Raw genomic sequence first — 20,704 nt, 5'->3', positions numbered from 1 at the left:
AGCGACGAAGAGAATTCAGGCTTTGACAGATCGGTTTTTTGGAAAAATGTTTTCCCGACGATCCTTTATCCAGGGAGCTGGCGCAGCAGCTGGAGCGGCAGTTTTGGCAGGCTCAAAACCGGCCGAGGCCTTTACCTTCGCAGAGTTTTTTCAGAAGCATTACAAAGAGCTGACCCCGAAGGACAAGGAAGCAATTTTTAAACGGATCGAGCATGAAACGAAGGCTGCCTATGGGGTGGATGTGACCATCACGGATCCTCCTCCGATTCCAGAGGTTGAATTTGCGTATTTTCTAAGTCTGACCCGATGCAATGGAAATCGAAAATGTGTCGAGGCCTGTGTAAAGGAGAACAATCAGTCACGGGATCCAGCGATCCAGTACATCACGGTTTTAGAAATGGAGGCGGGTAGTTTTGATTTGGTAGAAGGAGACCGTTACTACAACCCTCCCGAGGTTCCCCGGAAAGATAAGTTTTATCTCCCTGTTCAATGTCAGCATTGTCGTAATCCACCTTGCGTAAGGGCCTGTCCGGTGGAGGCTACCTGGAAGGAAGCAGATGGAATCGTGGTGGTTGACTACAATTGGTGCATTGGTTGTCGTTACTGTATGGCAGCTTGTCCTTACGAAGCCCGCCACTTCAACTTCACCAAGCCGAGTATTCCTGCCGATCAAATTAATCCGAATCAATCCTATTTGAGTAATCGTATCCGGATGAAGGGCGTGGTGGAGAAATGTACTTTCTGCTTGCATAGAACGCGTAATGGAAAATACCCGGCCTGTCTTGAGGCCTGCCCAACCGGGGCGCGGAAGTTTGGAAATTTGCGTGATCCGAACAGTGAAGTGTCTCAGATTTTGAAGCATAAGCGAGTTTATGTTTTGAAGGAAGAACTGAATACAAGGCCCCAATTCTATTACTTTTTTGATTGAGGAGAAAGAGAACTATGCGGAACTATTTAAATTATTGGTTATCGATGTTCCGGTTTGCCATTAAGGGGGGAAAGCTCTATTACCTCTGGGTGGGTTTTCTTGTGGCTTTGATTGGGTGGGGAGGGCTGCTTTACTACCATCAATTGGTTGAGGGGCTGATCGTCACTCATATGTCGGATCAAGTCAGCTGGGGCTTGGGGATTGCCAATTTTGTCTATTTTGTGGGCGTGGCGGCCTCGGCGGTCATTTTGGTTTTTCCTGCCTATATTAATCGTAATCAAGATATTAAAGAGGTGGTCCTTCTTGCGCAACAGCTTGCATTTACAGCCATTGTCATGTGTCTTCTTTTCATTATCACCGATATTGGACGTCCCGAGCGTTTCTTGCACATGATCCCATTCATGGGAGGGCATTTAAATCTTCCCAGCTCTATTTTAGCTTGGGATGTGGTGGTCATTAACATTTATTTTGTCCTGAACCTGTATGTCCCCGCCTACCTTCTGTATATGAGATACATGGGTCGGCAGACAAAATGGTACTTATACTATCCCCTTATTTTTGTTTTGATGTTCTTTGCGATTGGCATCCAGGTTTCTGAGGCCTTTCTCCTTTCCGGTTTAGGATCACGTTATTTTTGGAATACAGCCATCCTGGCCCCCCGTTTTATAATCAGCGCCTTTTCAGTGGGCCCTGCAATTTTTTATTTAGTTTTTCTTGCCGTCAATTACCACACGAAGCTAGCGGTGAAGAGCACGGTCTTTGATTATTTGAAAAGTGTGATGCGAGTGACCCTGCCCATTAATCTTTTTCTCCTCTTGTGTGAAATTTTTAAGGAGCTCTATCCTGGAACTCTGCATGCAGCCTCGGCCCAATATCTCTATTTTGGTTTAAAAGGGCATCACCTGTTGATCTGGTTTATCTGGCCGGCAACGATCATGAATGTTATTGCTGCGTTGCTGGTGAGTTTTAAGCAGTTCCGAAACAATCAAGTTCTTTTCCTGATTGCTTGTCATCTGTGTATTTTAGGCCTGTGGATAGAGAAGGGGATGGGCCTTGTGATTCCCGGATTTATTCCCACGCCTTTGGGTGAGATTTCCGAGTATTATCCAAATTTAGACGAAGTCGTTTTGTGCTTAGGTATTGCCGCGATAGGGGCTTTGATGTTTACTGTGATTGCAAAAGTAACTACTGGGGTCCTAACAGGAGAACTTCGTTATGAGAAGAAGTCATCACTAAAAGAGAGGGATTGATGTCTTCTGCAAAGCCGAATGCCATCGAGATGCTGGAGGCTGGAAAGCGCTATGGCCGGAGTTGGGTTTTAAGTCGCCTCAATGTGAGCATTCCTCAAGGTGAGACCGTTGCCCTTTTTGGTAAAAACGGGTCCGGTAAATCCACTTTTATCAAACTCATTGCGACCTTGCTCTCGCATTCGACAGGGAGCATCAAGGTGTTGGGTCTGGATGCGCAGGAGGACCGTGCTCAGATCCGACCTCGAATTCGTTTTTTGGGTCACGAAAAACAACTCTACGATATCCTGACCGTTCGCGAAAATTTAAGACTGGTGGCCACCCTTTTGGGAATTCCTTCCTCTACAGTGGATATGGAAATTCAAAAGTTGTTGGAAAAATTGAAAATTCAGCCTTACGAACACCGTCGTATCAGCCAATTGTCCGAAGGAAATAAAAAACGCGTGGTGCTCGCAAGACTCCTGCTGCAACAATCTAAAACCGATCTCTACCTTTTGGATGAGCCCCACCCCACCCTGGACGATGAAGGCCGACAAATCTTGGATGGCCTGATTCAGGATTGGCAAAAGCAGGGGAAGACCATTCTCCTCTCGAGCCATGACCCTCGTCATGCGAAGCAGCATGCACATCGATTGTTGGTGATTTCAGACGGAACAATCAGCTATGACGGGGTGCCTGTATGAGCCTTTTTTTACAACAGGTAGGCGCCATTTTTCGAAAAGACTTAAAGACCGAACTTCGACAGGGGCACAACCTGCTTTCTATTATTCTCTTTGGTGTCTTGTTGCTGCTTTTATTCAGTTTCGCCTTAAGCGTCGATCCAGACCTCATGCGCCGAATGGCCCCGGGGCTTTTCTGGCTTTCGATTTTCTTTACCTCCATTTTGTCGCTTTCGCACTCGTTTCGCCAGGAAACCGAAGAGGGGCAGTGGGAAGGTCTGCTTCTTTTGGGAACAGACCCTCGTGCCCTATACATGGGGAAATTTCTCACGAATCTCAGCTATACTCTTTGTCTCCAGCTCGTGATGCTTCCCTTGATGGCTGTTTTGTTTGATCAAAACCTTTCATTTTCGCTGGGCCTTTGCCTCTTCTTGGGCAGTGTGGGAATTGCAAGTATCGGCACACTTTACGCGGGGCTTACCGCGAGTTTTCGGGAGGCACAGATGCTTTTGCCATTGCTGCTTTTTCCCATGCTGGTTCCGGTTCTTTTGTGCGCCGTGAATGCGACGAGTTTATCTTTAGCCCATGATCTCTTTGGGCAACAGCGTGCCTGGCTTAAACTTTTGATTTTATTTGACACCATATTTTTTCTGGGATCTACACTTTTCGCCGAAACCTTATTTGATCGAGTTTAGCAACAAGGGACTGCAATTGCCCCAGCTTTTCGTTGGGAGCCATTCCCCCGTCAGTCAACGTAGCTTGGGCTACGTCTCCTTTCGGGTGAATGGACTTCCGCCTCAATCTGGAACAATTTCAGTCCCTTGCCCTGGGAAAAATGCATTTGAACCTGTTTTTCTAGGTTTAGGGAGTCTTCGCATGAACATCCTTATTGCCCTTTTTGTGGTCGCCTTCCTGGGTTTTGCTGAGTATCGGGGATTGTTTATCGCTCCGGCGGATGGGATGATGGGCGACGTCTATCGTATTCTTTTCGTCCATGTCCCTGCAGCCTGGATGGCCTTATTATTTTTTACCCTTAGCTTCGTAGGATCAGTGGCTTATCTGATCCGCAAAAAAGAAAAATGGGACCGTTTTGCTTATTGCGCGGCCGAAATCGGTTTGCTTATGAATGGCCTGGCCCTGCTTCTGGGTTCCCTTTGGGGGAGACCGACCTGGGGAGTTTGGTGGACCTGGGACCCACGACTGACGACCACGGCATTACTTTTTGTGATGTACTCGGGCTATCTGGTTTTAAGACAACTCATTTCAGATCCAGAACGCCGGGCCAAGGTGGCGGCCAGTGTGGGTTTCCTCATTTTTCTCAATGTCCCCCTAGTTTACCTGTCGGTGAAATGGTGGCGTTCGCTTCATCAGGTTCAATCCAGTCCAAACACGATGGCCCCTTCTATGGTAGTTTCTCTCCGGCTCTCTGCCTTTGCATTTTTGGCCATGTGTTTAGCCCTCTTGTTTTTCCGTCTGAGACTCGCTAAGAGAGAGGCGCTTTTAGAGGAGAGGCTTGCGCTACCTCCCGAAAGAAAGAAGGAGCTTCTATGATTCAAGGTGGTTGGGAATACATTCGAGCGGCCTATGCGGCGCCCTGGGTTGCTTTCGGTCTTTACGGCTTAACTCTCTGGATACGCTGGAGAGCTGTGAAGAAGAACGAGGCGACGTCCCTATGAAATTTTCACGACGACAGATTTTTAGTCTTCTGGCGGTGGCCATCATCGCAGGGGCCATTGCCTATATCATGTGGGGAGGGCTGGAGCAAAATATGGTTTATTTTGTGACGCCTACCGAAGTTCTGGCTAAGGGGCAGGCAGCCGTTGGAAACCCTGTGCGCCTGGGAGGAGTGGTGCTGGAGGGTTCGGTAAAACAGGAAGGCAATATCCTCAATTTTTCGGTAAAAGATGATAAAAATTCAGTACGGGTGACCAGCAGCAAGACCCCGCCGCAAATGTTTCATGAAGGCATGGGGGTGGTGGTGGAGGGTTCCATGCAGGCGGATGGGCACTTCAATGCAGAACGTCTGATGGTCAAACACGGCAATGAGTATCGTCCTCCCAAAGAAGGAATGATTCCCCAGGAGATCTATCGCTCACTTAAAAAAGAGAAAGGTCTTGAGGGAAATACAAAATGAACTACATTGTCTACATTGGAAATATTTCCATTGCCCTGGCGATTGGTTTCTGCGTTTTCGGCATGCTGCTCTATTTTTTGGGACGCAAACTGGAAAATGACACGGCCTTGGCTTACGCCCGGGCGTCGGTTTACGCCAATTTTGTTCTCATGACCCTTGCCAATCTGGCGATGGTGCATGCCTTGCTCAACGACGATTTCAGCGTCAGCTACGTTGCGCAGGTCGGAAGTCTGGAGACCCCGCGTTGGATTAGCGCCATTTCTCTCTGGAGTTCGCTGGCAGGTTCCATTCTCTTTTGGGGATGGATCTTGTCGGCGTATTCGGCGGTTTGCATCTACTTTTATCGTGAGCGCGAGCAAAAAATAATGTGTTGGGTTGGCATCACGCTGCTTTTTGTGGAGCTCTTCTTTTTTGTTTTGCTGGCCCTTCCTTCCAATCCTTTTATTGCTGTTTCCCCGGTTCCACAAAATGGACCTGGCCCCAATCCCTTGCTGCAAAATCACTGGTTGATGTCCATCCATCCGCCTTTCCTTTATATGGGGTATATCGGCTTTACCATTCCCTTCGCCTTTGCCATTGCGGCGATGATCGAGCAAGACCTACCGGGTCAGTGGATAGAAATGACTCGTCGCTGGGCCTTGTTTGCCTGGTCTTTTCTCTCGATGGCCATTGTTTTGGGGGGCTGGTGGTCCTACGCTGTGTTGGGTTGGGGAGGTTACTGGGCCTGGGATCCCGTAGAAAATGCGAGTTTTATGCCCTGGCTTGCAGGAACGGCGCTGGTGCACTCGATGATTGTGCAGGAAAAACGAAAGATGTTGCCGGTCTGGAATCTTATTCTTGCGGTGCTCACCTTTCTTCTCACCCTGCTTGGAACCTTTCTTACCCGAAGTGGAGTCTTGGACAGTGTCCATTCTTTTACCGAATCGCATGTAGGTCCCTACTTTTTAATTTTCATGACAGTTATCCTGGCGACCTCGTTGTCTCTCCTTTTGTGGCAGGCACCGAAATTTCGTAATCCCGGACGCGTGGAAAATATCTTCAGTCTCGAAGTGCTTTTTCTCTTCAACAATCTACTTTTTGTCAGCTTCTGCTTTGTTGTGTTTTTAGGAACCATCTACCCGCTGGTGGTGGAAGCCGTTCAAGGCAAAAGAATCTCGATTGGTCAGCCTTATTTTAATCAAATGACGATTCCCATTGTGGGGATGATGCTCCTGCTGATGGGGATAGGGCTCATTACGCCGTGGAGAAAAACAGAGGCCAAGGCCTTTGTAAAGGCCGCCCAATGGCCGGCCCTCCTAGCTCTGCTTCCGCTGGCTCTTTGCTTCGTGTGGGGGAAAACTCATCCCCTTGTCGTTGGAATGATCACGCTGGCGAGTTTTGCATTTTTTGTGATGTGTATTGAAATGATTCAGACGGCCAGGCTGCGGGCCCAGAACAGAAAAAGTTCTTGCCTTGCAGAATTCTTCAGGCTTTTTCCCGATAACCCGCGCCGTTATGGCGGCTTTGTTGCACACTTTGGGGCCTTGATGATTATTGTGGCGGTGGCGATTTCCAGCAGCTACGCGCAAGACCGAATGATTATTCTCGAGAAGGGACAGTCGGCGAGCATTGGGGATTATAGCCTGACCTTCCGAGAGATTTTCGGCGAAGACACCCCTAGGCGTTATGAAGTAAAGGCCGATGTGGACGTTACGAGCAAAGGCAAGTCCTTGGGCTCGCTTTTTCCTCAGTCGAACTACTATTCGGGTAGAGATGAGCCCATTGGTAGCCCCGCTGTGCGTTCTACTGGGGTGGAAGATCTCTATCTTACTCTTTTGAGTTTCGAAAAAAATGGCTCCAAGATTACCCTCCACGCCATCCTGACTCCTGCGGTGGTATGGATTTGGATAGGGGGTATCGTGGTGATGACGGGAGGCTTTATGGCCTTGGCCCTGGGTCGGAAAAAGAAAGAGTAGATTTTATGAAAAAACTCCTCATTTTTTTGGCTATTTTTGTTCCCACCATTGCCCTGCTTTATTTCAGTCTCCAGCGAGATCCTCGCGACTTGCCATCTGTCATTTTGGAAAAAAAGGCGTCGGCCTTTGAGTTGACCAGCTTAGATGGGAAAAAAATTTCTTTGGAGATGGCCCGGGGCAAACCCCTGATTCTTAATTTTTGGTCGACCTGGTGTGGCCCCTGCGCCGCGGAATATAATCTTTTGAAGCAGGCCTATGAGCGTCTCTCTCCTCAAGGGGTAGCTTTTTATTCGATCCTTTATGAAGATACCCCAGAGAATGCGAAGAAATTCATAACCCAATATGGGCCAGGTGTTCCTATTCTTCTGGATCCAGGACTTAAAACAGCGATTGATTACGGTGTTTCAGGGGTTCCCGAGACTTTCTTTATAGATGCTCAAGGCAGGGTTCGCTACAAGCACGCGGGGATACTCAGCTCAGAAATTATCATGGGCCAGCTCGATCAGCTGTTTTCCAAAAACGCAGGGGGAACACCATGAAATCTTTCTGGAAGCTCATAATGATGGTCGTTTTTGGTCTTGTCGTTGCCTGTGCCAAGCCCTCCACCGATCCTAATGAGCGCATCAAAAGCCTGGGTTCTCAAATTCGTTGTCCGGTCTGTCGAGGAGTTCCCGTTTCGGAATCCCCCTCCACCCTAGCCAATGAGATGATGGATGTGATCAGGCAACAGGTGGCTGCGGGGAAAAGTGATGAAGAAATTACCAAATATTTTGAAGAGCGCTACGGTGAATGGATCTTGCTCAAACCCAAGGCCCAGGGAATGAATCTGACGATCTGGGTTTTGCCCGTTCTGGTATTGCTTGGGGGAGGGGCTGTGATTGTGATCCAGTTGCGTAGACGGAGAGAAAATTCTATATGACGCTTTCAGGAACATTAGTCGGTTTTATCTGTGCCTTGGCCTTGCTGATGGCTGCTATTTTTGCCGCCATTTTGGAACGAAAAGAAAAGGCGCAGGGGAATACCCAGAAATCGCGCTTTTTATCTCGGACCGCCCTCGTGCTTTTTCTTGCAGCCTTCGTTGCTGGAGTGGCTGTGAGTCTGGTGGGTGGAGTTCGTCCGCGTGAAGGGGATGAAGGCATGATGAAAAAGCCTATGTCTGGGTCTGGGCCTGGCGGATCCACCAAGGCCTCTATTGGAAAAGTAGACGAAAAAGAGATGGAAGCCCTCAAAAAACGCATTGATAAAAATCCAAAAGATATCGCTGCCCTCAATCGTCTGGGGCATCTGGCCTTACAGAACCAGGATTACGAAATGGTTTTTAACCTGGCTGAACAGGCCCTGCAAATCGATCCCAAAAATTCCGAGGCCCTCACGCATATGGGCATGTCTGATTCCGCCATGCAGGAAAAAGAAAAAGCCCTCCAAGAATTCGATGCCGCCCTGAAATCTAATCCAAAATTTCCAGAAGCCCTGCTCTTTAAGGGGATTGTGCAGTTTCAGAATCAAGATTGGAAGGGCGCCAAAGAGACTTGGGATCAGTTTATGAAATTTTCCAATCTGAATGATCCCGGACGTCCACGGGTGGAGATGTTTCTTCAAAAAGTGAATGAAGCCCTTGCGGCAACCAGCACTCCACCCAAATAACTAATCCTAGATTCGGCAGTAGCCGAATCCAGCAAGCTTTCGTAATTGTCCCAGCTCTTCGTTGGGAGCCATTCCCCCGTCAGTCAACGTAGCGTCTGCTACGCCTCCTTCCGGGTGAATGGACTCCCGCCTCAATCTGGAACAATTTCAAAACCTTGACCCAAAAACTGATACAACTGTTTTAGAAGCTGAAAAAAAGGTTCCGTTACGACGGGGCCTTTTTTTTGACCTTTCTCCTTGGGTTTTTTGCTTATCGTGTTAAAATAATTGCTCACGGCCTATGAAACTATTTCAAAATCAAAAATTGAAATTAACTTTGGTAACCCTTGTTCCATTACTGTTGGTCCTTTTTGCCTGGGGACGTCTTCAGAATCCTGGAAGTCTTCCAGATGCGATTGCACCTCAAAGCATTGAAGCCAAAACTGAAATTGGGGAAATTATTAAAAACGCTGTGCTTGCTCTCAATAATGGGCAGGGAGATCGTGCGATTGTCCTTCTGGAAGATGCCGTTGTGAAATATCCTGAACAGATGGATTTACAGCTTCACCTGGGGATGGCCTATCGGAAAACCAAAAAGTTTCTTCAGGCAGACAAGGTGTATAAAAAGTTGTTGTTAAAATACCCTGAATGTCTACCTTGCAAAAACAATGATGCCGTGAATCTGATTCAGATGACGAAAACACAAGAGGCACTGGATTTACTGACTGAGGTTCTAAAACAGGATTCCACGTATTTAGATGCCCAACTCAATTTAGGAATTGCCTACGAAAAAAATGGGCAAATTCTTCAAGCTATTTCGGCTTATCAACAATATTTAAAAATGATTTCCACCAATGACAGTCGGCCAGAGCCTGCCATGGCTCGCGAGCGTATTCGGCACCTGGAGGAAGGTCTCTAATGGATTTCGATTTAAAGGATTTAGAAAAATTGTTTAAACCCAAAGGTATTTTGGGAAGGGGCATAGGCTTTAAGGACAAAAAGCTTCGCGTGGTGAATTGCATGCCCCAAAATGAGAAGATTCGGGTGATGAGTATGAAGGAGCTTGAACTCCCTGAAAAGCCCGAAGCACAGTTAGAGTTTCTTATTCAAGCGGCCCTTAAGTCCGAAACGGAAGTGGGTTTGAGTTTTGTCCATCCCCAAATGAAAATTAAAAAAGCAACCATTCCTGCTGCCACCAAAAAGGATATTGCCCAGGCCTTGCGTTGGCAGTTGTATACCGAATCGAAAGAAGCCGCGGCCAACGCCCAAATTTGTTTTCATGCCAATGGAATTGCCTCCGCAAAAACCGCTGAATTTTGGGTGTATGGCTTGGCCAAGAGTGCGGTGTTTGAGTTAAAACAGAAAGTCGAATCCCTTAAACTGAAGGCCGCCGCTGCGGAGCCTCTTCCACTCACTTTGGTGGCTTGGGCTCACACTTTGGATCCTGCGCTCAAAAAAAATGTGGGGATTTTATATTTTACGGGGAAAAGGGGTGATTTTGTCGGGCTTAAGGAAGGACAGTTTTTTCATTGGGGGTTTTTTGAAGAGGAAGTGGAAGAGGGAACTTCTTTTACACCCAGCCCAAGCGATTTAGGCTCACGTTTTCAAAGTTTGATGGATGAATTTTTGTTGAAATCCGATCTGCCTCAATTGGATGAAATTTGGATTGCAGGAGACTGGGAAGAAGAAAGTCCGTCTGCTTTAAGTAGCCTGTTTGCAGTAAAGTGTATGAAAATGGGGGAGGGAACTACTCAGGTTCTCTTTTTGGAAGAAGAACAAAAAATCGCATATCGCTTTGCTGCGGAGCTGGGGATGGCCGTGTTTCCAAGGAGTGAGTTATGAGCGCGCGCGTTAATTTTTTCAAGGAAGACAATTCGGCACTCAGTTACGAAAAGATGGTTTGGGTGAGTGTTTTGTTTCTTGTTATTTTTGTACTTTTTTATGTCGTTCAATCTCAACGCGCCCAAAATTTTTCTCAGGAATTGAGCGACTTGAGTCTGCAGATTGAGGGGATAAAAAAAACCCAGGGGATTAATGTAGGAGGAAACAGTTTGAGCCCGGTGGAGACAGTGACCCTTATTATGTTGAATGAACCCGATTGGTCCGATGCCATGAGGGCAATTTCGGGCTCTCTTTCGGAGAGTATCTGGTTGGAAAATATTCAAGCCTCTACTTCGGCTTCAGCTTCGGCGAAGACAGCTGTTGATAATAAAAATGGGGCAAAGCCGGCAGTGACTGCAGTTGTAGCCAGTGCTGCACCCGAAATTCTGATAGAAGGAACCACCTACCAGTCACGGTTGTTGCCTGGCTTTGCAGACCGGCTTCGAAGTTTTAACGCCTTTTCACAGGTGAATTTAAAATCGGGTGGAGCGACTTCAAAAGAGCTTAATGCCCCACAAAAGTTCAAAATTACAGGTCAGCTGAAGACGCCTTAAACCCTATGAAGAAAATAAATTGGAAAAAACTGGCAACACCAAAAGAGATGGGGATTTGGGGCGCTGTAATGGCCTTGGTGTTGATCTTGGCTTTAAAAAATTATATTTTTCCTCTCAATGCCAATCTTCACGATACAGTTTCTCAGCTGGAGGCCAAACGTTTGGAGTTTGCTGCCTATCAGAAAATTTTGAAGTCTAAATCAAGTCCTGGAAAAACAGGTGAGAAAGTAGAAATGGGGAAACAGGCGGTTGCCCGTAAGGTAAAGGATATTTTTGAACGATCCAACACTGCTGATGTGGTTTCTTCGGAACTTGTGGCCGAGTTGACAAAGGCTGAATACGAAAAGCTGGCCCATTTGGAAGATTATAATTTTGGTGTCAAAGTTCAGAAGGCCGGGTTCAGTCAGATGGATCTGGATTTGAAGCTTACGGGAAGTTACGATGGAATTGCAGAATATTTGGCTACCATCCGTAGTTTTCCCCAGATAGTAAAAATTGAGTCTATAGAAGTAAAACCTTTAGACCAAAATAATAGGAGTCAGGTTCGCTTGATTGCCAAGGGGACTCTCTACGTGGGTGACCCAAAAACGCCTCCTATCGCCCAATCCACTACCTCTCGTTCGGATACAGCCACTGATATTCTGATTGAGCTCAATAGTTCAAAAAATTCAAAATCTCCTTTTGCTGCCAAACCCAGAGAAATAGGGGCCTGGTCGGTTCGTGATTTGATGTTGACCTCGACGATGGCAGGGTCTGCACATCCGAGCGCTCTCATTAACGGAAAATTATTTGAGGTAGGAGATGAGGTGGCTGAATTTAAACTGGCGGAAGTTCGTCCTCAAGAAGTGGTGTTGCAGCGTGGGGAGGTGCAAGTCGTTCTGAAAATTTCTGATAAGCCTGGGACAGTGTCAGACGATAGAGAAAATAGTATTTTGAGGCGTGTAGAATCGCGGTCTTTAAGACCAGAATCTCAGGGAGAAGCAGCTCCGGATTCAAAGCAAGATTCGCCTCCTGTTGATGAAGAGAGACAAGATTCTGAAAAGGGAAGGGGCGGAGAAAAAAATACTGAATCGGAAGAGAAATCAAAAGATATCCTGAAACCTCAGGGCGGCGGTGGGGGTGGCATTCCTGGAGCCGGAAGTACTTCAAATGAAGGAGGTCAGGATATGCGTGTTGCTTCCTCCGGGTCAGGAGCTAATTCGGACGGTGAATCTGAAAATAGCAATAATAGTAACAATAACGATAATGGGTCGGATGCGGGGCCCCCCAGTGAACTGGCCAGCCCTGCTGGAACTCAACAGGAAGCCAACGGAAACAACGGCAATAGTGGGAATACCTATATTTCGGGGGAAACCCCTCAGCAAAATAATCCCGATACCCCTCCCCAGGGAACTACGGGAGGAGGAAAGAGTTCAGGAAAAAGAAAACTTAAACCTTCCGAGGTGGAAGACATAGCGGGTGTTCCCTTTGAAGACCTGGAAGATCCTCTGGAACAATTATGGGGATCCTCTCTCCATATCGACCCTAAATGTCCTTCAACTTGAATCCATCCGGTCGAACAGTAATGGTAGAGCAAGAGACATCTCGAACCACATGTGCGGCTACGGAACCCAGGAGTTTGCAAGCAATGAACGATTTTCCCTGAGTGGAAAGTAAGATCAAATCGCAATTCTGTAATTTTTGAATTTCCTCAATTTTGAAACGCGGGTCTCCTTCTAAAAATTCGCCGGTCACTGGAATCGCCGAGCCGGAGAGTTCCTGAACCAACTTTGAAAATTCTTCCTTCTTGTTCTCTTTCATCTTCAATTCAAATTCCGTGTAATCCACCTGCATATAATCTGGAAGAATAATGGGCTCAAAAACGCAGAGTAAATGTAGGGCGGCACCATAAGCCTTAGCGAGCAACAAGGCCCAGGGAAGGGATGCGCGGGAGGGCTCCGACAAATCGATGGGGACCAAGATCTTTTTAGGAGGACTAAAAGGCGCTTTTAAAATCCAAACCGGACATTCCGCCCGACGAATCAGGGTTTCGGCCACTGACCCGAGAAAAAGATTTTTCCAACCCTTTCGACCGTGAGATCCCGCAATGATCAGACTGATTTTGTTTTTTTTGGCGAGTTTCAAAATTTCTACATAAGGAGCTCCCAACTTCACTTCTTTATGCACTTCTAGGCCCTCATCGTTGAAGGAGGATAAAGTTTCCTGTATTTTTTTTTGTGCCTGGGCTTCCATTTGAGCCAGGGCCTGTTCACTGAGCGGGCTAAAAAAAGTTCCATCAAAGGGCGATTGAGGCACAACATTTAACACCCAAAGTTTGGATTTAAATTTTTTGGCCAGGCTATAGGAGGCCTTTAAAATTTCTTCCGAAACAGCGGAATGATCAATGGTGGCCAAGACACGTTCAATGGGTCTCATAATTTCTTCCTTATTTAAAACTCGAAATAGAAGGGGGTACTAAAATTTGTTTCAGTTCTTTTAATTTTTCCAGATATAAATTTCGAATTTGCAGTAGATCTTCTTCATAGGAATGATTTTTTACTTCCGTAAAACTCCAGGGCAAAACCTGGAGTTTTTCTTTTAGAAACAAGAGTTGCAAATCCTGGTGAATACCATTGGAATGATACAATCGATGGGGCAAGGATTTTCGTGCATAGTAGACCCATTTAGAATCGTCTAAAGACCAGACATCTAAATTTATTTTTCTTAGTCCTCGCTCGCAAAATTTTTCCTCTAGGGTAATGCAGGCATTCTTGATTAAGACAAATTCGCTGGGCTCTATTAATTTTGGAAAAGAGAATACATTTTTCGAGAGCGGGGAACCCATTTCTTGCTGAAAGGCAGAGGGAGTTTGAACTATTTGGGTCTCACTTTCAAAGTGGGGCAAGCCCCAACGACGCAGCAAAATTTCACGCAACTGAGGCAGCAGTTCCACTTCGCGGTAAAAAAGGACAATCATCAAATTACTACGATAGGCTAAGATTTCCACCCGTCTTCACTACCTAAGAACGGGGAAGGAAGACAACCTAATCTTAAGGGCAGCTCTAAAAGGTTCCAAAAAGAAAAAAAGCCGCATCTCATACGAGATGCGGCTCTTCTCTCCTAACATCGTCAGAAAAACTACTTCTTAGGTTCTTCTTTTTTGACTTCTTTCTTGGGTTCTTCCTTCTTTACTTCTTCAGTTGCGGCCGCTTTCTTCTTGGACTTTTTTACTTTTTTCTTGGCTTTGGGGGCTTCGGTTTTTTCTTCGGCTTTGGGTTCAGCAGCTTTCTCTGTCTTTGCAGCTGCTTTATCGGTCTTTGCTTCCGCTACTTTTTCTGTTTTTGCTTCGGTCTTTGTGGCAGCTGCTTTTTCTACTGCTTTACCGGCTTCTTCCTTTGCATGTATGCTTCCCGCTAAACTTAATGCCATTACTGCAGTGAGAGCATAAGAAAGTAATTTCTTATTCATATTTTTTCTCCTTTATAAAGTTAACAAACAAATTCACAATGCTTGTGATACGCAGCAAGCATGCCAAAAAACTGTTTGAGTTAATCCCCTAATATCCTTTGATTTTTTTAAAAGTGTAGGTTAATTGCGGAAAAGAAGCTGTAGAGTTTTTCTACAAACTCAGGATTTTTTCTACAAAAACTTTTATATGACTTTAGGAAACCGTGTTCTCATCTACTTTTTGATTCTAGGTGCGCTTGCCTCGGCAATCTACGGTTATTTTTTGCTGCATCAGGAAAAAAGTTATGCAGAAGACCAAATTATCAATCGTACCGAAGCCTTTGGTGAATCAATGCGGGAAATCCTGGAGGCCAACCTTCCGGGAGAAAATTTTGCGACCCTTAAAAAATTTCTCAATCGTATCGCCGTATTTGAACAACCTTTAGGGATGCGTGTCTTTATGAAAAGTGGAGAGCTTTTCTACGAGACCAAAAGTCTTACCCACATCCCCGTTGGAAATGTGCTTCCTCTGATTAAACAAATTGAAACCGAAGATCCGGATGAAGCGATTGTGACTCGTCTCAGTCATTCTGGGAAACCCCTGGTTGTCTGTAGTTTTGCTTTAAAAAATCCAGAGGGCGATTTACTAGGCGTGTTGCAAATTTATGATGCCTTTAATTCTTCGGGTATCGAATACCGGGGCTATCAACGCAAGGTCTTTAGTTCGCTCATTTTGTTTTATGTCTTCATCCTTTCCACCATTTTTTTTCTTATCCAGCGTAATATCAATAAACCTATCGCTGGTTTGATTAAAGAACTCCAGAGTCGCTCAAAAAAAAGCAACAAGCTATCTCAAGGGCATGAGATCTCGATTTTAAAGCAGGAGTTTGAAGAACGCGAAAGTCACCTTCAGGAATTGGAAAATGTTCTCTCAAAATCGTCTCAGGAAAAAGAAGCACTCATCCGACAACTAAAGCAGTCTGAAAATTTGGCTGTGCTCGGTAAATTTGCTGCGGGCCTAGCGCACGAAATGGGTAGTCCTCTCTCGGTGATAGAAGGTCGTGCCTCACAAAGTTTGAGAAAGCTTGATGAAAAAGAAGTTTTAGAAAAAAACTTAACTCTCATCGTAGGACAAAGCAAGTTGGTCAGCAATATGATTGAAGACGTGCTCACCTTTGCAAGGCGTCGTCCTTTGAGGAGAACGCCGGTTGATATCAATAAATTGATTCATCAAACCTTAGAACTTTTTGAGGGACTTTCTGAAAAACAAGTGAGTAGAGTAGAGGTGATCAAAGATTTTCAAGACAATCTGCCTCTCCTACAAGCAGATCCAGACCAACTGGTACAGGTATTTAGCAATCTCATTCGGAATGCGCTCCAGGCGATGCCCTCCGGGGGAGTGCTCAGCCTTCACAGTTCTCAAGTTCTCGAAGACCAACAATTATTGCCTTGGATCAAGGTAAGCGTCCAGGATAGCGGCTTAGGGATGAGTAGCGAAGTACAAGCAAAGCTTTTTGAACCCTTTTTCTCAGCCAAGCAAAATGGGCAAGGCACAGGCCTTGGGCTTTCTATCGTGTTTGGCATTGTGGAAGAACATCAAGGGAAAATCACCGTACATAGTCAGGAGAGTAAGGGCAGCCGGTTTGATGTATACTTGCCGGTTGGGCTTTGAATATTTATGCTAGACTTCCTTCCCAACCTACTGCGCAAATGCCCTTCGGTGTTGTGGTCCCCCCCTTTTTTTTTGAGTTAATACACTTCCGAATAGGTCACTGCGCGACCATGACGGAGAGAATCCATATCGTTTGGCAAACCAAAACGACGAACCATTTCATCTATAACAACGGGGGCCACTCCCATTCTTTCCGCAAACCAAGCAATAGCATCAAAAGATTGGCACTGGCTGAAACCCGCATTGCCTTGCAAAACGGGTAAGAGTTCTCTAAACTGCGATGGGTTGAGCGATTCAAGTTCACTGAAAAAGCAAGCGCCTGCTTCGTAAGGTCTTGAACCAGACGGTAAGTAGGGCTCAGGAGAGCTGTGCCAATAAGTATTTTGAAACACTCCTCCATCACTCAAATGTAAAGTCGCTCTGCCTGCAGTATTGAAACTATTTTGTCCACATTCCAAACCCACTCCACTTGTGTGAATATTGTCTTCATCGAAAATTAGAAGTCGTCTTTGAGATCCTGAACTCGGCGGGACAAGGCAGGCATCTCCTATTCCAAAATGGCGATCCCAATTCAAACGACCACCGGAAGGTGCCGTGAAACGGTGACTACAGCTAAACTGATTTCCTTCGGAAAGATCGCTGATGACAACCAGTTCTTGCCCTGTTTCGCCGTCACGACGGATCCGCAATTCGAATTCATTCGGAAGCATTTGATAGAGACTGAAAGATAAATTTTGAAACTCTGTAGGAGCAGAAGGTTCTAGGAAAAGTCGTAAGCCTTCGTATTGCGCCGCACAGCAAGATTGCCTATCTGCAGGATCAAGCATGTGACAAGGATCCCGAAGTCTAGCAAAACAATCTAAAGCTTCTGTGCTGTTTTCTCGCACTTGATCAGGGTTCACTGAGAATTCCAACACGGGCCGATAAGAACGCAAAGCTCGGCCGGCATCCTGTTCTATATCTTTGGCAATGCCTTCCACGAAATATCTTTCCAAACCGTCACTATCAACTTCTATTCCAGGAAAATTATTAAAAAGAGGTCCAAAGCCCGTATAATGATGGGTCATTTCGTGAAGGATGATAGGATTTGAACAAGTTGTTTCAGAAAAAGCATGACTGGAGTTTGTATAAAAATACCGCAAAATGTTTATCGCACTTAACCCAATGTAGTCGGGCTCATAAAATCCACCGGGATGCGTACTGCTTAATTCTGCATCAGTCTCCGCAAAAACTCGATAAAGACCACGGCTAAACGGCAAAGCTTGAAAGCCTCTTTCCCGAATAAGATGTGTATCACAACGCTGAACTTGGTTGGCAACATAGTTTGCAATGCTGTGGGCTCTTTCTTCAGTGATGTCAGGAATGTTTCTACTTATTTGAACTCCAATGGTTTGGAGAAGGCCTCCAAGTAAAACGTTCTCAAATTGAAAAGTGTAGAAACGCGAATTACTCACATCAGCCAAGATGGGTGACAAACGCGGACCTGTGAAGCATACCTGACTATAAGAACCATTTATCCTCTGAGCATAAGTCCCAGAATTATTAGGATCGTAAGTGCCACTTCGTTGCACTCCGACAACCAAAGCTTCTGGCGAAGCACAATAGGTATTATTTGCTGAACGTAGTTGAGGACGAAGACTGTATCGGTAATATAATCCTGCTTGCAGTGGCATTTCCGCAGTTCCTTCATCGCTGATCAGAACTCTATTATTTTCTACCAATAAGGAATGCCCGACCTGATTCGCTAGCAACCCACGACGAAGTAAACGATTACCAAGCCAATCCTCACGGTAAATTTCATAATTAGGATCATAGGAATAAACTCCAGGAGGTAAAGATAAAGTATTCGGAACTTCTATTTCTATGGAGTTATCATATGAATGAATAATTCCATGAGGAATATTGGATGGTGAAGACGATGAACATAGACTGGGATTTGCATCTGAAGGAATTGAACCATCCCCAATTCCTCCATCCTGATTTGAAGGGAGTGTTATCCGCTCAGGCGTACAACCCACAAAAGGAATCAAATCAAAAATGGAAAAATTCTCCCAACCCCGGGTCCAAAAATTTCTTGAAGGAGCTTGGGGAGCTTGAGCATATCGATTCGCAGAAGCTTGAGAAACATAGGCAGAAGCGTCCCTGGGTGCCGCGACGGGTTCTAACCTACCCAAGTTGCGTGAGTACCTTGGATTCCGAGACACTAAAGAATCAGGAGATGAATTGAAACTTGAAACTGTAGTTGGTTTTACACCACCTTCTGAAGACATAACGACCTCCTTAAAAAAATACTCAGCCCTGCTTTGGTTCAAGTATCGGGCTACAATGAGAAAAAGTTGCTGGGACGCTGCGTCAAGCCTTACGAAGATTCAATCATAAGTTTCCATAAATCACCCAAGAAACTTTATTCATATTTAAACTGTTTGCCAAAGCTTTTGCGTCTTCTAAAGAATCCAAATATTTTGATTTAGCCGAATGTAGTGCCCCTTAAAATTTATAACCCATCGTTTTATATCAGATTTTTAATCTGTACTGCGGAAGTCGGGAAGAAGTCTACTGAAGTTTTTTCTTGCCAAAAAAACTCCCAACTTCTCAATCAAGTCCTTAAGGCCCTCCCCCGTCACCGAGGAAATCAAAAAAACTTTTTTCTTTTTCTTTTCAAAGAATTTTTGATGCCTTTGCAAAATTTTTTTATCCGTATTCACTTCCATTTTGGTGAACACGACCCATTCGGGCTTTTTGGATAATGCCTTATCGTAAGTGAGGAGTTCCTTTCGAATTTCTTCATAAGCTTCCCAAGGGTCTTCTTCGGGATTGGAGACATCAATCAGATGAAGCAGCACCCGATTACGCTCGATGTGCCGCAAAAACTCATGCCCCAAACCGGCTCCTTCATGGGCCCCTTCAATTAAACCGGGGATATCGGCTACGGTAAAATGCGGTAAATCCTTCGGTTCCACGACGCCCAGCACTGGGCTTAAAGTGGTAAAAGGATAATCGGCAATTTTTGGTTTGGCGTTGGAAATTCTGGAAAGGAAAGTGGACTTTCCGGCATTGGGCCTTCCCACCAGCCCTACGTCGGCCAATAATTTGAGTTCGAAGAAGATTGTTTTTTCTTCACCAGGCTCACCCGGGTCCGATCGGCGAGGCGCGCGATTGGTAGGGGTAGTGAAGTGGATATTCCCCCGTCCACCGCGCCCCCCTTTTGCAATCTCAAAACGCTGACCTGCTTGAGACATGTCGACGATTAAAAAGCCCTCTTCATCTTTCACCAAAGTTCCCAAGGGGACCTTAATTTCTACGTCTTCCCCCGATCTTCCATATTGATCTTTTCCTCGGCCATGTTCGCCCCGAGGGGCCTTAAATTCTCGTCGATAACGAAAATCGGCTAAGGTAGAGGCCTGAGGATCTGCCACTAAATAAACAGACCCGCCACGTCCTCCATCGCCTCCACTCGGGCCTCCGCGAGGTTCATGGGCCTCTCGCCTAAAGGCATGAGAACCATTGCCTCCGTCACCCGCTTTCACAAATATTTTGGCTTCATCAATAAAGCGCATAAAAAAACCCTCCTAGAACTTTAAGAGGGTATTCTAAAACGAAATGAATCTAAAGAAAAAATTAAGCGCTCGCCACAACAGGATACACACTTACTTTCTTACGGTCTTTTCCCAAACGCTCATATTTTACTTGGCCATCGATTTTAGCAAACAAGGTCCAATCTTTACCCACACCCACATTGACCCCAGGATGAATCTTGGTGCCAACCTGTCTTACCAGAATAGTGCCTGCATGAATTTTTTCAGAACCGTAAGTCTTTACCCCACGGCGTTGACCATTAGAATCACGACCATTGCGGGACGATCCGCCAGCTTTCTTGTGTGCCATATAATAAACCTTTTTCCTGTGCCCCTCCTCTTAAGCTAAGAGGAGGTTGGGAGGAGTTATGTCCAATTTGATCCAATTGTCATAACGCCCCCTGCCCCCTCTTAGCTTAAGAGGGGGTGTTGGTTGCTACGCATTTATCTTTAGAACTTTTACTTCCGTAAAATCTTGTCGATGCCCCTGCTTTTTTGAATAGCCTTTACGACGTTTCTTTTTGAAGACCAGGACCTTTTTATCACGCCCGTTGCGGGTGATCTCTGCTTCCACTGAAGCACTATCGACCAAAGGAGCACCCATTTGAATTTTTTCTCCATCGCTGGTGAAAAGCACATGATTGAAAGTAATGGCCTGACCTTCTACGCCAGGAAGTTTTTCAACACGAACGATTTCACCTTCTTGAATTCGATACTGCTTACCGCCGGTTTTAATGACTGCGTACATAAAAATACCTTATCTACTTGAGTTCCGCAGATTTTAAGAATCATTTTTTGCTCATTCTTGGCAAGTCCCCACCTATAAAGCATTTCCCCTCTCCCCTTGAGGGAGAGGGTCAGGGTGAGGGGTATTTCTAGTGCACTCAGGATCACCCTCTCTCTGACTCTCTCCCCTCAAGGGAGAGAGGACTTTTCAGAGTGGCTTCTTACTAAAATCTGCGGAACTCAAGTTATCTATATAGATTTGTTTCTAATAAAGAGTGTGGGCTCCTATCCCGAACTTTAAAACCTTGTCAAGTTCTCCTTAAT

Annotated in this window: 22 protein-coding genes; 15 read left to right on the top strand and 7 right to left on the bottom strand. The window is 45.7% G+C overall.

Features of this window, described 5'->3' with window-relative positions; all coding sequences use genetic code 11:
- Positions 1 to 46: 46 nt before the first annotated feature.
- The 14 genes from HQM15_00165 (at position 47) to pilO (ending at position 12,525) form a co-directional block, all read left to right on the top strand.
- Complete coding sequence (locus tag HQM15_00165) at positions 47 to 928, top strand: 4Fe-4S dicluster domain-containing protein (GenBank protein ID MBF0491178.1); 882 nt, start codon at positions 47 to 49, stop codon at positions 926 to 928.
- Positions 929 to 942: 14 nt separating this feature from the next.
- Complete coding sequence (nrfD, locus tag HQM15_00160; protein MBF0491177.1) at positions 943 to 2,178, top strand: polysulfide reductase NrfD; 1,236 nt, start codon at positions 943 to 945, stop codon at positions 2,176 to 2,178.
- Entirely contained in the window at positions 2,178 to 2,858 is a 681-nt protein-coding gene (locus HQM15_00155) for an ABC transporter ATP-binding protein (GenBank protein MBF0491176.1), read from the top strand. Before nrfD ends, HQM15_00155 begins: the two co-directional genes overlap by 1 nt.
- Entirely contained in the window at positions 2,855 to 3,529 is a 675-nt protein-coding gene (locus HQM15_00150; protein MBF0491175.1) for a heme exporter protein CcmB, read from the top strand. The genes HQM15_00155 and HQM15_00150 overlap by 4 nt, the downstream gene beginning before the upstream one ends.
- A 181-nt stretch (positions 3,530 to 3,710) precedes the next feature.
- Positions 3,711 to 4,385, top strand: a complete 675-nt coding sequence (gene ccsA / locus HQM15_00145) for a cytochrome c biogenesis protein CcsA (GenBank protein ID MBF0491174.1) — start codon at positions 3,711 to 3,713, stop codon at positions 4,383 to 4,385.
- Between the two features lie 121 nt (positions 4,386 to 4,506).
- Complete coding sequence (locus tag HQM15_00140) at positions 4,507 to 4,968, top strand: cytochrome c maturation protein CcmE (GenBank protein MBF0491173.1); 462 nt, start codon at positions 4,507 to 4,509, stop codon at positions 4,966 to 4,968.
- Positions 4,965 to 6,923: a heme lyase CcmF/NrfE family subunit gene (locus HQM15_00135; protein MBF0491172.1), complete on the top strand. Its 1,959-nt coding sequence runs from the start codon at positions 4,965 to 4,967 to the stop codon at positions 6,921 to 6,923. The genes HQM15_00140 and HQM15_00135 overlap by 4 nt, the downstream gene beginning before the upstream one ends.
- A 5-nt stretch (positions 6,924 to 6,928) precedes the next feature.
- Entirely contained in the window at positions 6,929 to 7,462 is a 534-nt protein-coding gene (locus tag HQM15_00130; protein ID MBF0491171.1) for a TlpA family protein disulfide reductase, read from the top strand.
- Complete coding sequence (locus HQM15_00125; GenBank protein MBF0491170.1) at positions 7,459 to 7,842, top strand: cytochrome c-type biogenesis protein CcmH; 384 nt, start codon at positions 7,459 to 7,461, stop codon at positions 7,840 to 7,842. The genes HQM15_00130 and HQM15_00125 overlap by 4 nt, the downstream gene beginning before the upstream one ends.
- Complete coding sequence (locus tag HQM15_00120) at positions 7,839 to 8,567, top strand: hypothetical protein (protein ID MBF0491169.1); 729 nt, start codon at positions 7,839 to 7,841, stop codon at positions 8,565 to 8,567. Before HQM15_00125 ends, HQM15_00120 begins: the two co-directional genes overlap by 4 nt.
- Before the next feature lie 280 nt (positions 8,568 to 8,847).
- Positions 8,848 to 9,465 (top strand): tetratricopeptide repeat protein, encoded by a 618-nt coding sequence (locus HQM15_00115; GenBank protein MBF0491168.1) that lies wholly within the window; start codon positions 8,848 to 8,850, stop codon positions 9,463 to 9,465.
- Positions 9,465 to 10,388 carry a hypothetical protein gene (locus tag HQM15_00110; protein ID MBF0491167.1) on the top strand — a complete coding sequence of 308 codons (924 nt, stop codon included), beginning with the start codon at positions 9,465 to 9,467 and terminating at the stop codon, positions 10,386 to 10,388. Before HQM15_00115 ends, HQM15_00110 begins: the two co-directional genes overlap by 1 nt.
- A complete protein-coding gene (locus tag HQM15_00105; protein ID MBF0491166.1) occupies positions 10,385 to 10,981 on the top strand; it encodes a hypothetical protein in 597 nt (198 codons plus the stop codon). Before HQM15_00110 ends, HQM15_00105 begins: the two co-directional genes overlap by 4 nt.
- A gap of 5 nt (positions 10,982 to 10,986) precedes the next feature.
- Positions 10,987 to 12,525 (top strand): type 4a pilus biogenesis protein PilO, encoded by a 1,539-nt coding sequence (gene pilO, locus HQM15_00100; protein ID MBF0491165.1) that lies wholly within the window; start codon positions 10,987 to 10,989, stop codon positions 12,523 to 12,525.
- Here pilO and HQM15_00095 read toward each other — a convergent pair.
- The 3 genes from HQM15_00095 to HQM15_00085 all read right to left on the bottom strand — a co-directional run bounded on the left by HQM15_00095 (position 12,506) and on the right by HQM15_00085 (position 14,428).
- Positions 12,506 to 13,396: a universal stress protein gene (locus HQM15_00095; GenBank protein ID MBF0491164.1), complete on the bottom strand. Its 891-nt coding sequence runs from the start codon at positions 13,394 to 13,396 to the stop codon at positions 12,506 to 12,508. The two genes, pilO and HQM15_00095, sit on opposite strands and share 20 nt — an antisense overlap.
- A 10-nt stretch (positions 13,397 to 13,406) precedes the next feature.
- A complete protein-coding gene (locus HQM15_00090) occupies positions 13,407 to 13,967 on the bottom strand; it encodes a DUF4416 family protein (protein MBF0491163.1) in 561 nt (186 codons plus the stop codon).
- Between the two features lie 131 nt (positions 13,968 to 14,098).
- Positions 14,099 to 14,428 carry a hypothetical protein gene (locus HQM15_00085; GenBank protein ID MBF0491162.1) on the bottom strand — a complete coding sequence of 110 codons (330 nt, stop codon included), beginning with the start codon at positions 14,426 to 14,428 and terminating at the stop codon, positions 14,099 to 14,101.
- Positions 14,429 to 14,615: 187 nt separating this feature from the next.
- On the opposite strand from HQM15_00085, the gene HQM15_00080 reads away from it, so the two are divergent.
- Positions 14,616 to 16,079 carry a hypothetical protein gene (locus HQM15_00080; GenBank protein MBF0491161.1) on the top strand — a complete coding sequence of 488 codons (1,464 nt, stop codon included), beginning with the start codon at positions 14,616 to 14,618 and terminating at the stop codon, positions 16,077 to 16,079.
- A gap of 77 nt (positions 16,080 to 16,156) precedes the next feature.
- On the opposite strand, the gene HQM15_00075 is transcribed toward HQM15_00080, so the two are convergent.
- The 4 genes from HQM15_00075 to rplU form a co-directional block, all read right to left on the bottom strand.
- A complete protein-coding gene (locus HQM15_00075) occupies positions 16,157 to 18,349 on the bottom strand; it encodes a hypothetical protein (GenBank protein ID MBF0491160.1) in 2,193 nt (730 codons plus the stop codon).
- Positions 18,350 to 18,601: 252 nt separating this feature from the next.
- Positions 18,602 to 19,636 carry a GTPase ObgE gene (obgE, locus tag HQM15_00070; GenBank protein MBF0491159.1) on the bottom strand — a complete coding sequence of 345 codons (1,035 nt, stop codon included), beginning with the start codon at positions 19,634 to 19,636 and terminating at the stop codon, positions 18,602 to 18,604.
- 61 nt (positions 19,637 to 19,697) lie between these two features.
- Positions 19,698 to 19,964, bottom strand: coding sequence for a 50S ribosomal protein L27 (gene rpmA, locus HQM15_00065; protein MBF0491158.1), 267 nt, complete (start codon positions 19,962 to 19,964; stop codon positions 19,698 to 19,700).
- A gap of 126 nt (positions 19,965 to 20,090) precedes the next feature.
- Positions 20,091 to 20,402, bottom strand: a complete 312-nt coding sequence (rplU, locus tag HQM15_00060; protein MBF0491157.1) for a 50S ribosomal protein L21 — start codon at positions 20,400 to 20,402, stop codon at positions 20,091 to 20,093.
- Positions 20,403 to 20,704: the final 302 nt, after the last annotated feature.

This window comes from Deltaproteobacteria bacterium (genome assembly GCA_015233135.1).
In the GTDB taxonomy this organism is placed as follows: Bacteria; UBA10199; UBA10199; order JADFYH01; family JADFYH01; genus JADFYH01.
This window is presented reverse-complemented; position numbering and strand designations above follow the sequence as displayed.

Bases quoted from the DNA above. Each gene is read 5' to 3' on its own strand.
- HQM15_00135 (MBF0491172.1), top strand. From the start codon at position 4,965: ATGAACTACATTGTCTACATTGGAAATATTTCCATTGCCCTGGCGATT.
- HQM15_00095 (MBF0491164.1), bottom strand. From the start codon at position 13,396: ATGAGACCCATTGAACGTGTCTTGGCCACCATTGATCATTCCGCTGTT.
- HQM15_00115 (MBF0491168.1), top strand. From the start codon at position 8,848: ATGAAACTATTTCAAAATCAAAAATTGAAATTAACTTTGGTAACCCTT.
- nrfD (MBF0491177.1), top strand. From the start codon at position 943: ATGCGGAACTATTTAAATTATTGGTTATCGATGTTCCGGTTTGCCATT.
- HQM15_00155 (MBF0491176.1), top strand. From the start codon at position 2,178: ATGTCTTCTGCAAAGCCGAATGCCATCGAGATGCTGGAGGCTGGAAAG.
- HQM15_00150 (MBF0491175.1), top strand. From the start codon at position 2,855: ATGAGCCTTTTTTTACAACAGGTAGGCGCCATTTTTCGAAAAGACTTA.
- HQM15_00120 (MBF0491169.1), top strand. From the start codon at position 7,839: ATGACGCTTTCAGGAACATTAGTCGGTTTTATCTGTGCCTTGGCCTTG.
- pilO (MBF0491165.1), top strand. From the start codon at position 10,987: ATGAAGAAAATAAATTGGAAAAAACTGGCAACACCAAAAGAGATGGGG.
- HQM15_00085 (MBF0491162.1), bottom strand. From the start codon at position 14,428: ATGAATAAGAAATTACTTTCTTATGCTCTCACTGCAGTAATGGCATTA.
- HQM15_00105 (MBF0491166.1), top strand. From the start codon at position 10,385: ATGAGCGCGCGCGTTAATTTTTTCAAGGAAGACAATTCGGCACTCAGT.
- HQM15_00075 (MBF0491160.1), bottom strand. From the start codon at position 18,349: ATGTCTTCAGAAGGTGGTGTAAAACCAACTACAGTTTCAAGTTTCAAT.
- HQM15_00125 (MBF0491170.1), top strand. From the start codon at position 7,459: ATGAAATCTTTCTGGAAGCTCATAATGATGGTCGTTTTTGGTCTTGTC.
- HQM15_00140 (MBF0491173.1), top strand. From the start codon at position 4,507: ATGAAATTTTCACGACGACAGATTTTTAGTCTTCTGGCGGTGGCCATC.
- rplU (MBF0491157.1), bottom strand. From the start codon at position 20,402: ATGTACGCAGTCATTAAAACCGGCGGTAAGCAGTATCGAATTCAAGAA.
- HQM15_00110 (MBF0491167.1), top strand. From the start codon at position 9,465: ATGGATTTCGATTTAAAGGATTTAGAAAAATTGTTTAAACCCAAAGGT.
- obgE (MBF0491159.1), bottom strand. From the start codon at position 19,636: ATGCGCTTTATTGATGAAGCCAAAATATTTGTGAAAGCGGGTGACGGA.
- ccsA (MBF0491174.1), top strand. From the start codon at position 3,711: ATGAACATCCTTATTGCCCTTTTTGTGGTCGCCTTCCTGGGTTTTGCT.
- HQM15_00165 (MBF0491178.1), top strand. From the start codon at position 47: ATGTTTTCCCGACGATCCTTTATCCAGGGAGCTGGCGCAGCAGCTGGA.
- rpmA (MBF0491158.1), bottom strand. From the start codon at position 19,964: ATGGCACACAAGAAAGCTGGCGGATCGTCCCGCAATGGTCGTGATTCT.
- HQM15_00080 (MBF0491161.1), top strand. From the start codon at position 14,616: ATGACTTTAGGAAACCGTGTTCTCATCTACTTTTTGATTCTAGGTGCG.
- HQM15_00130 (MBF0491171.1), top strand. From the start codon at position 6,929: ATGAAAAAACTCCTCATTTTTTTGGCTATTTTTGTTCCCACCATTGCC.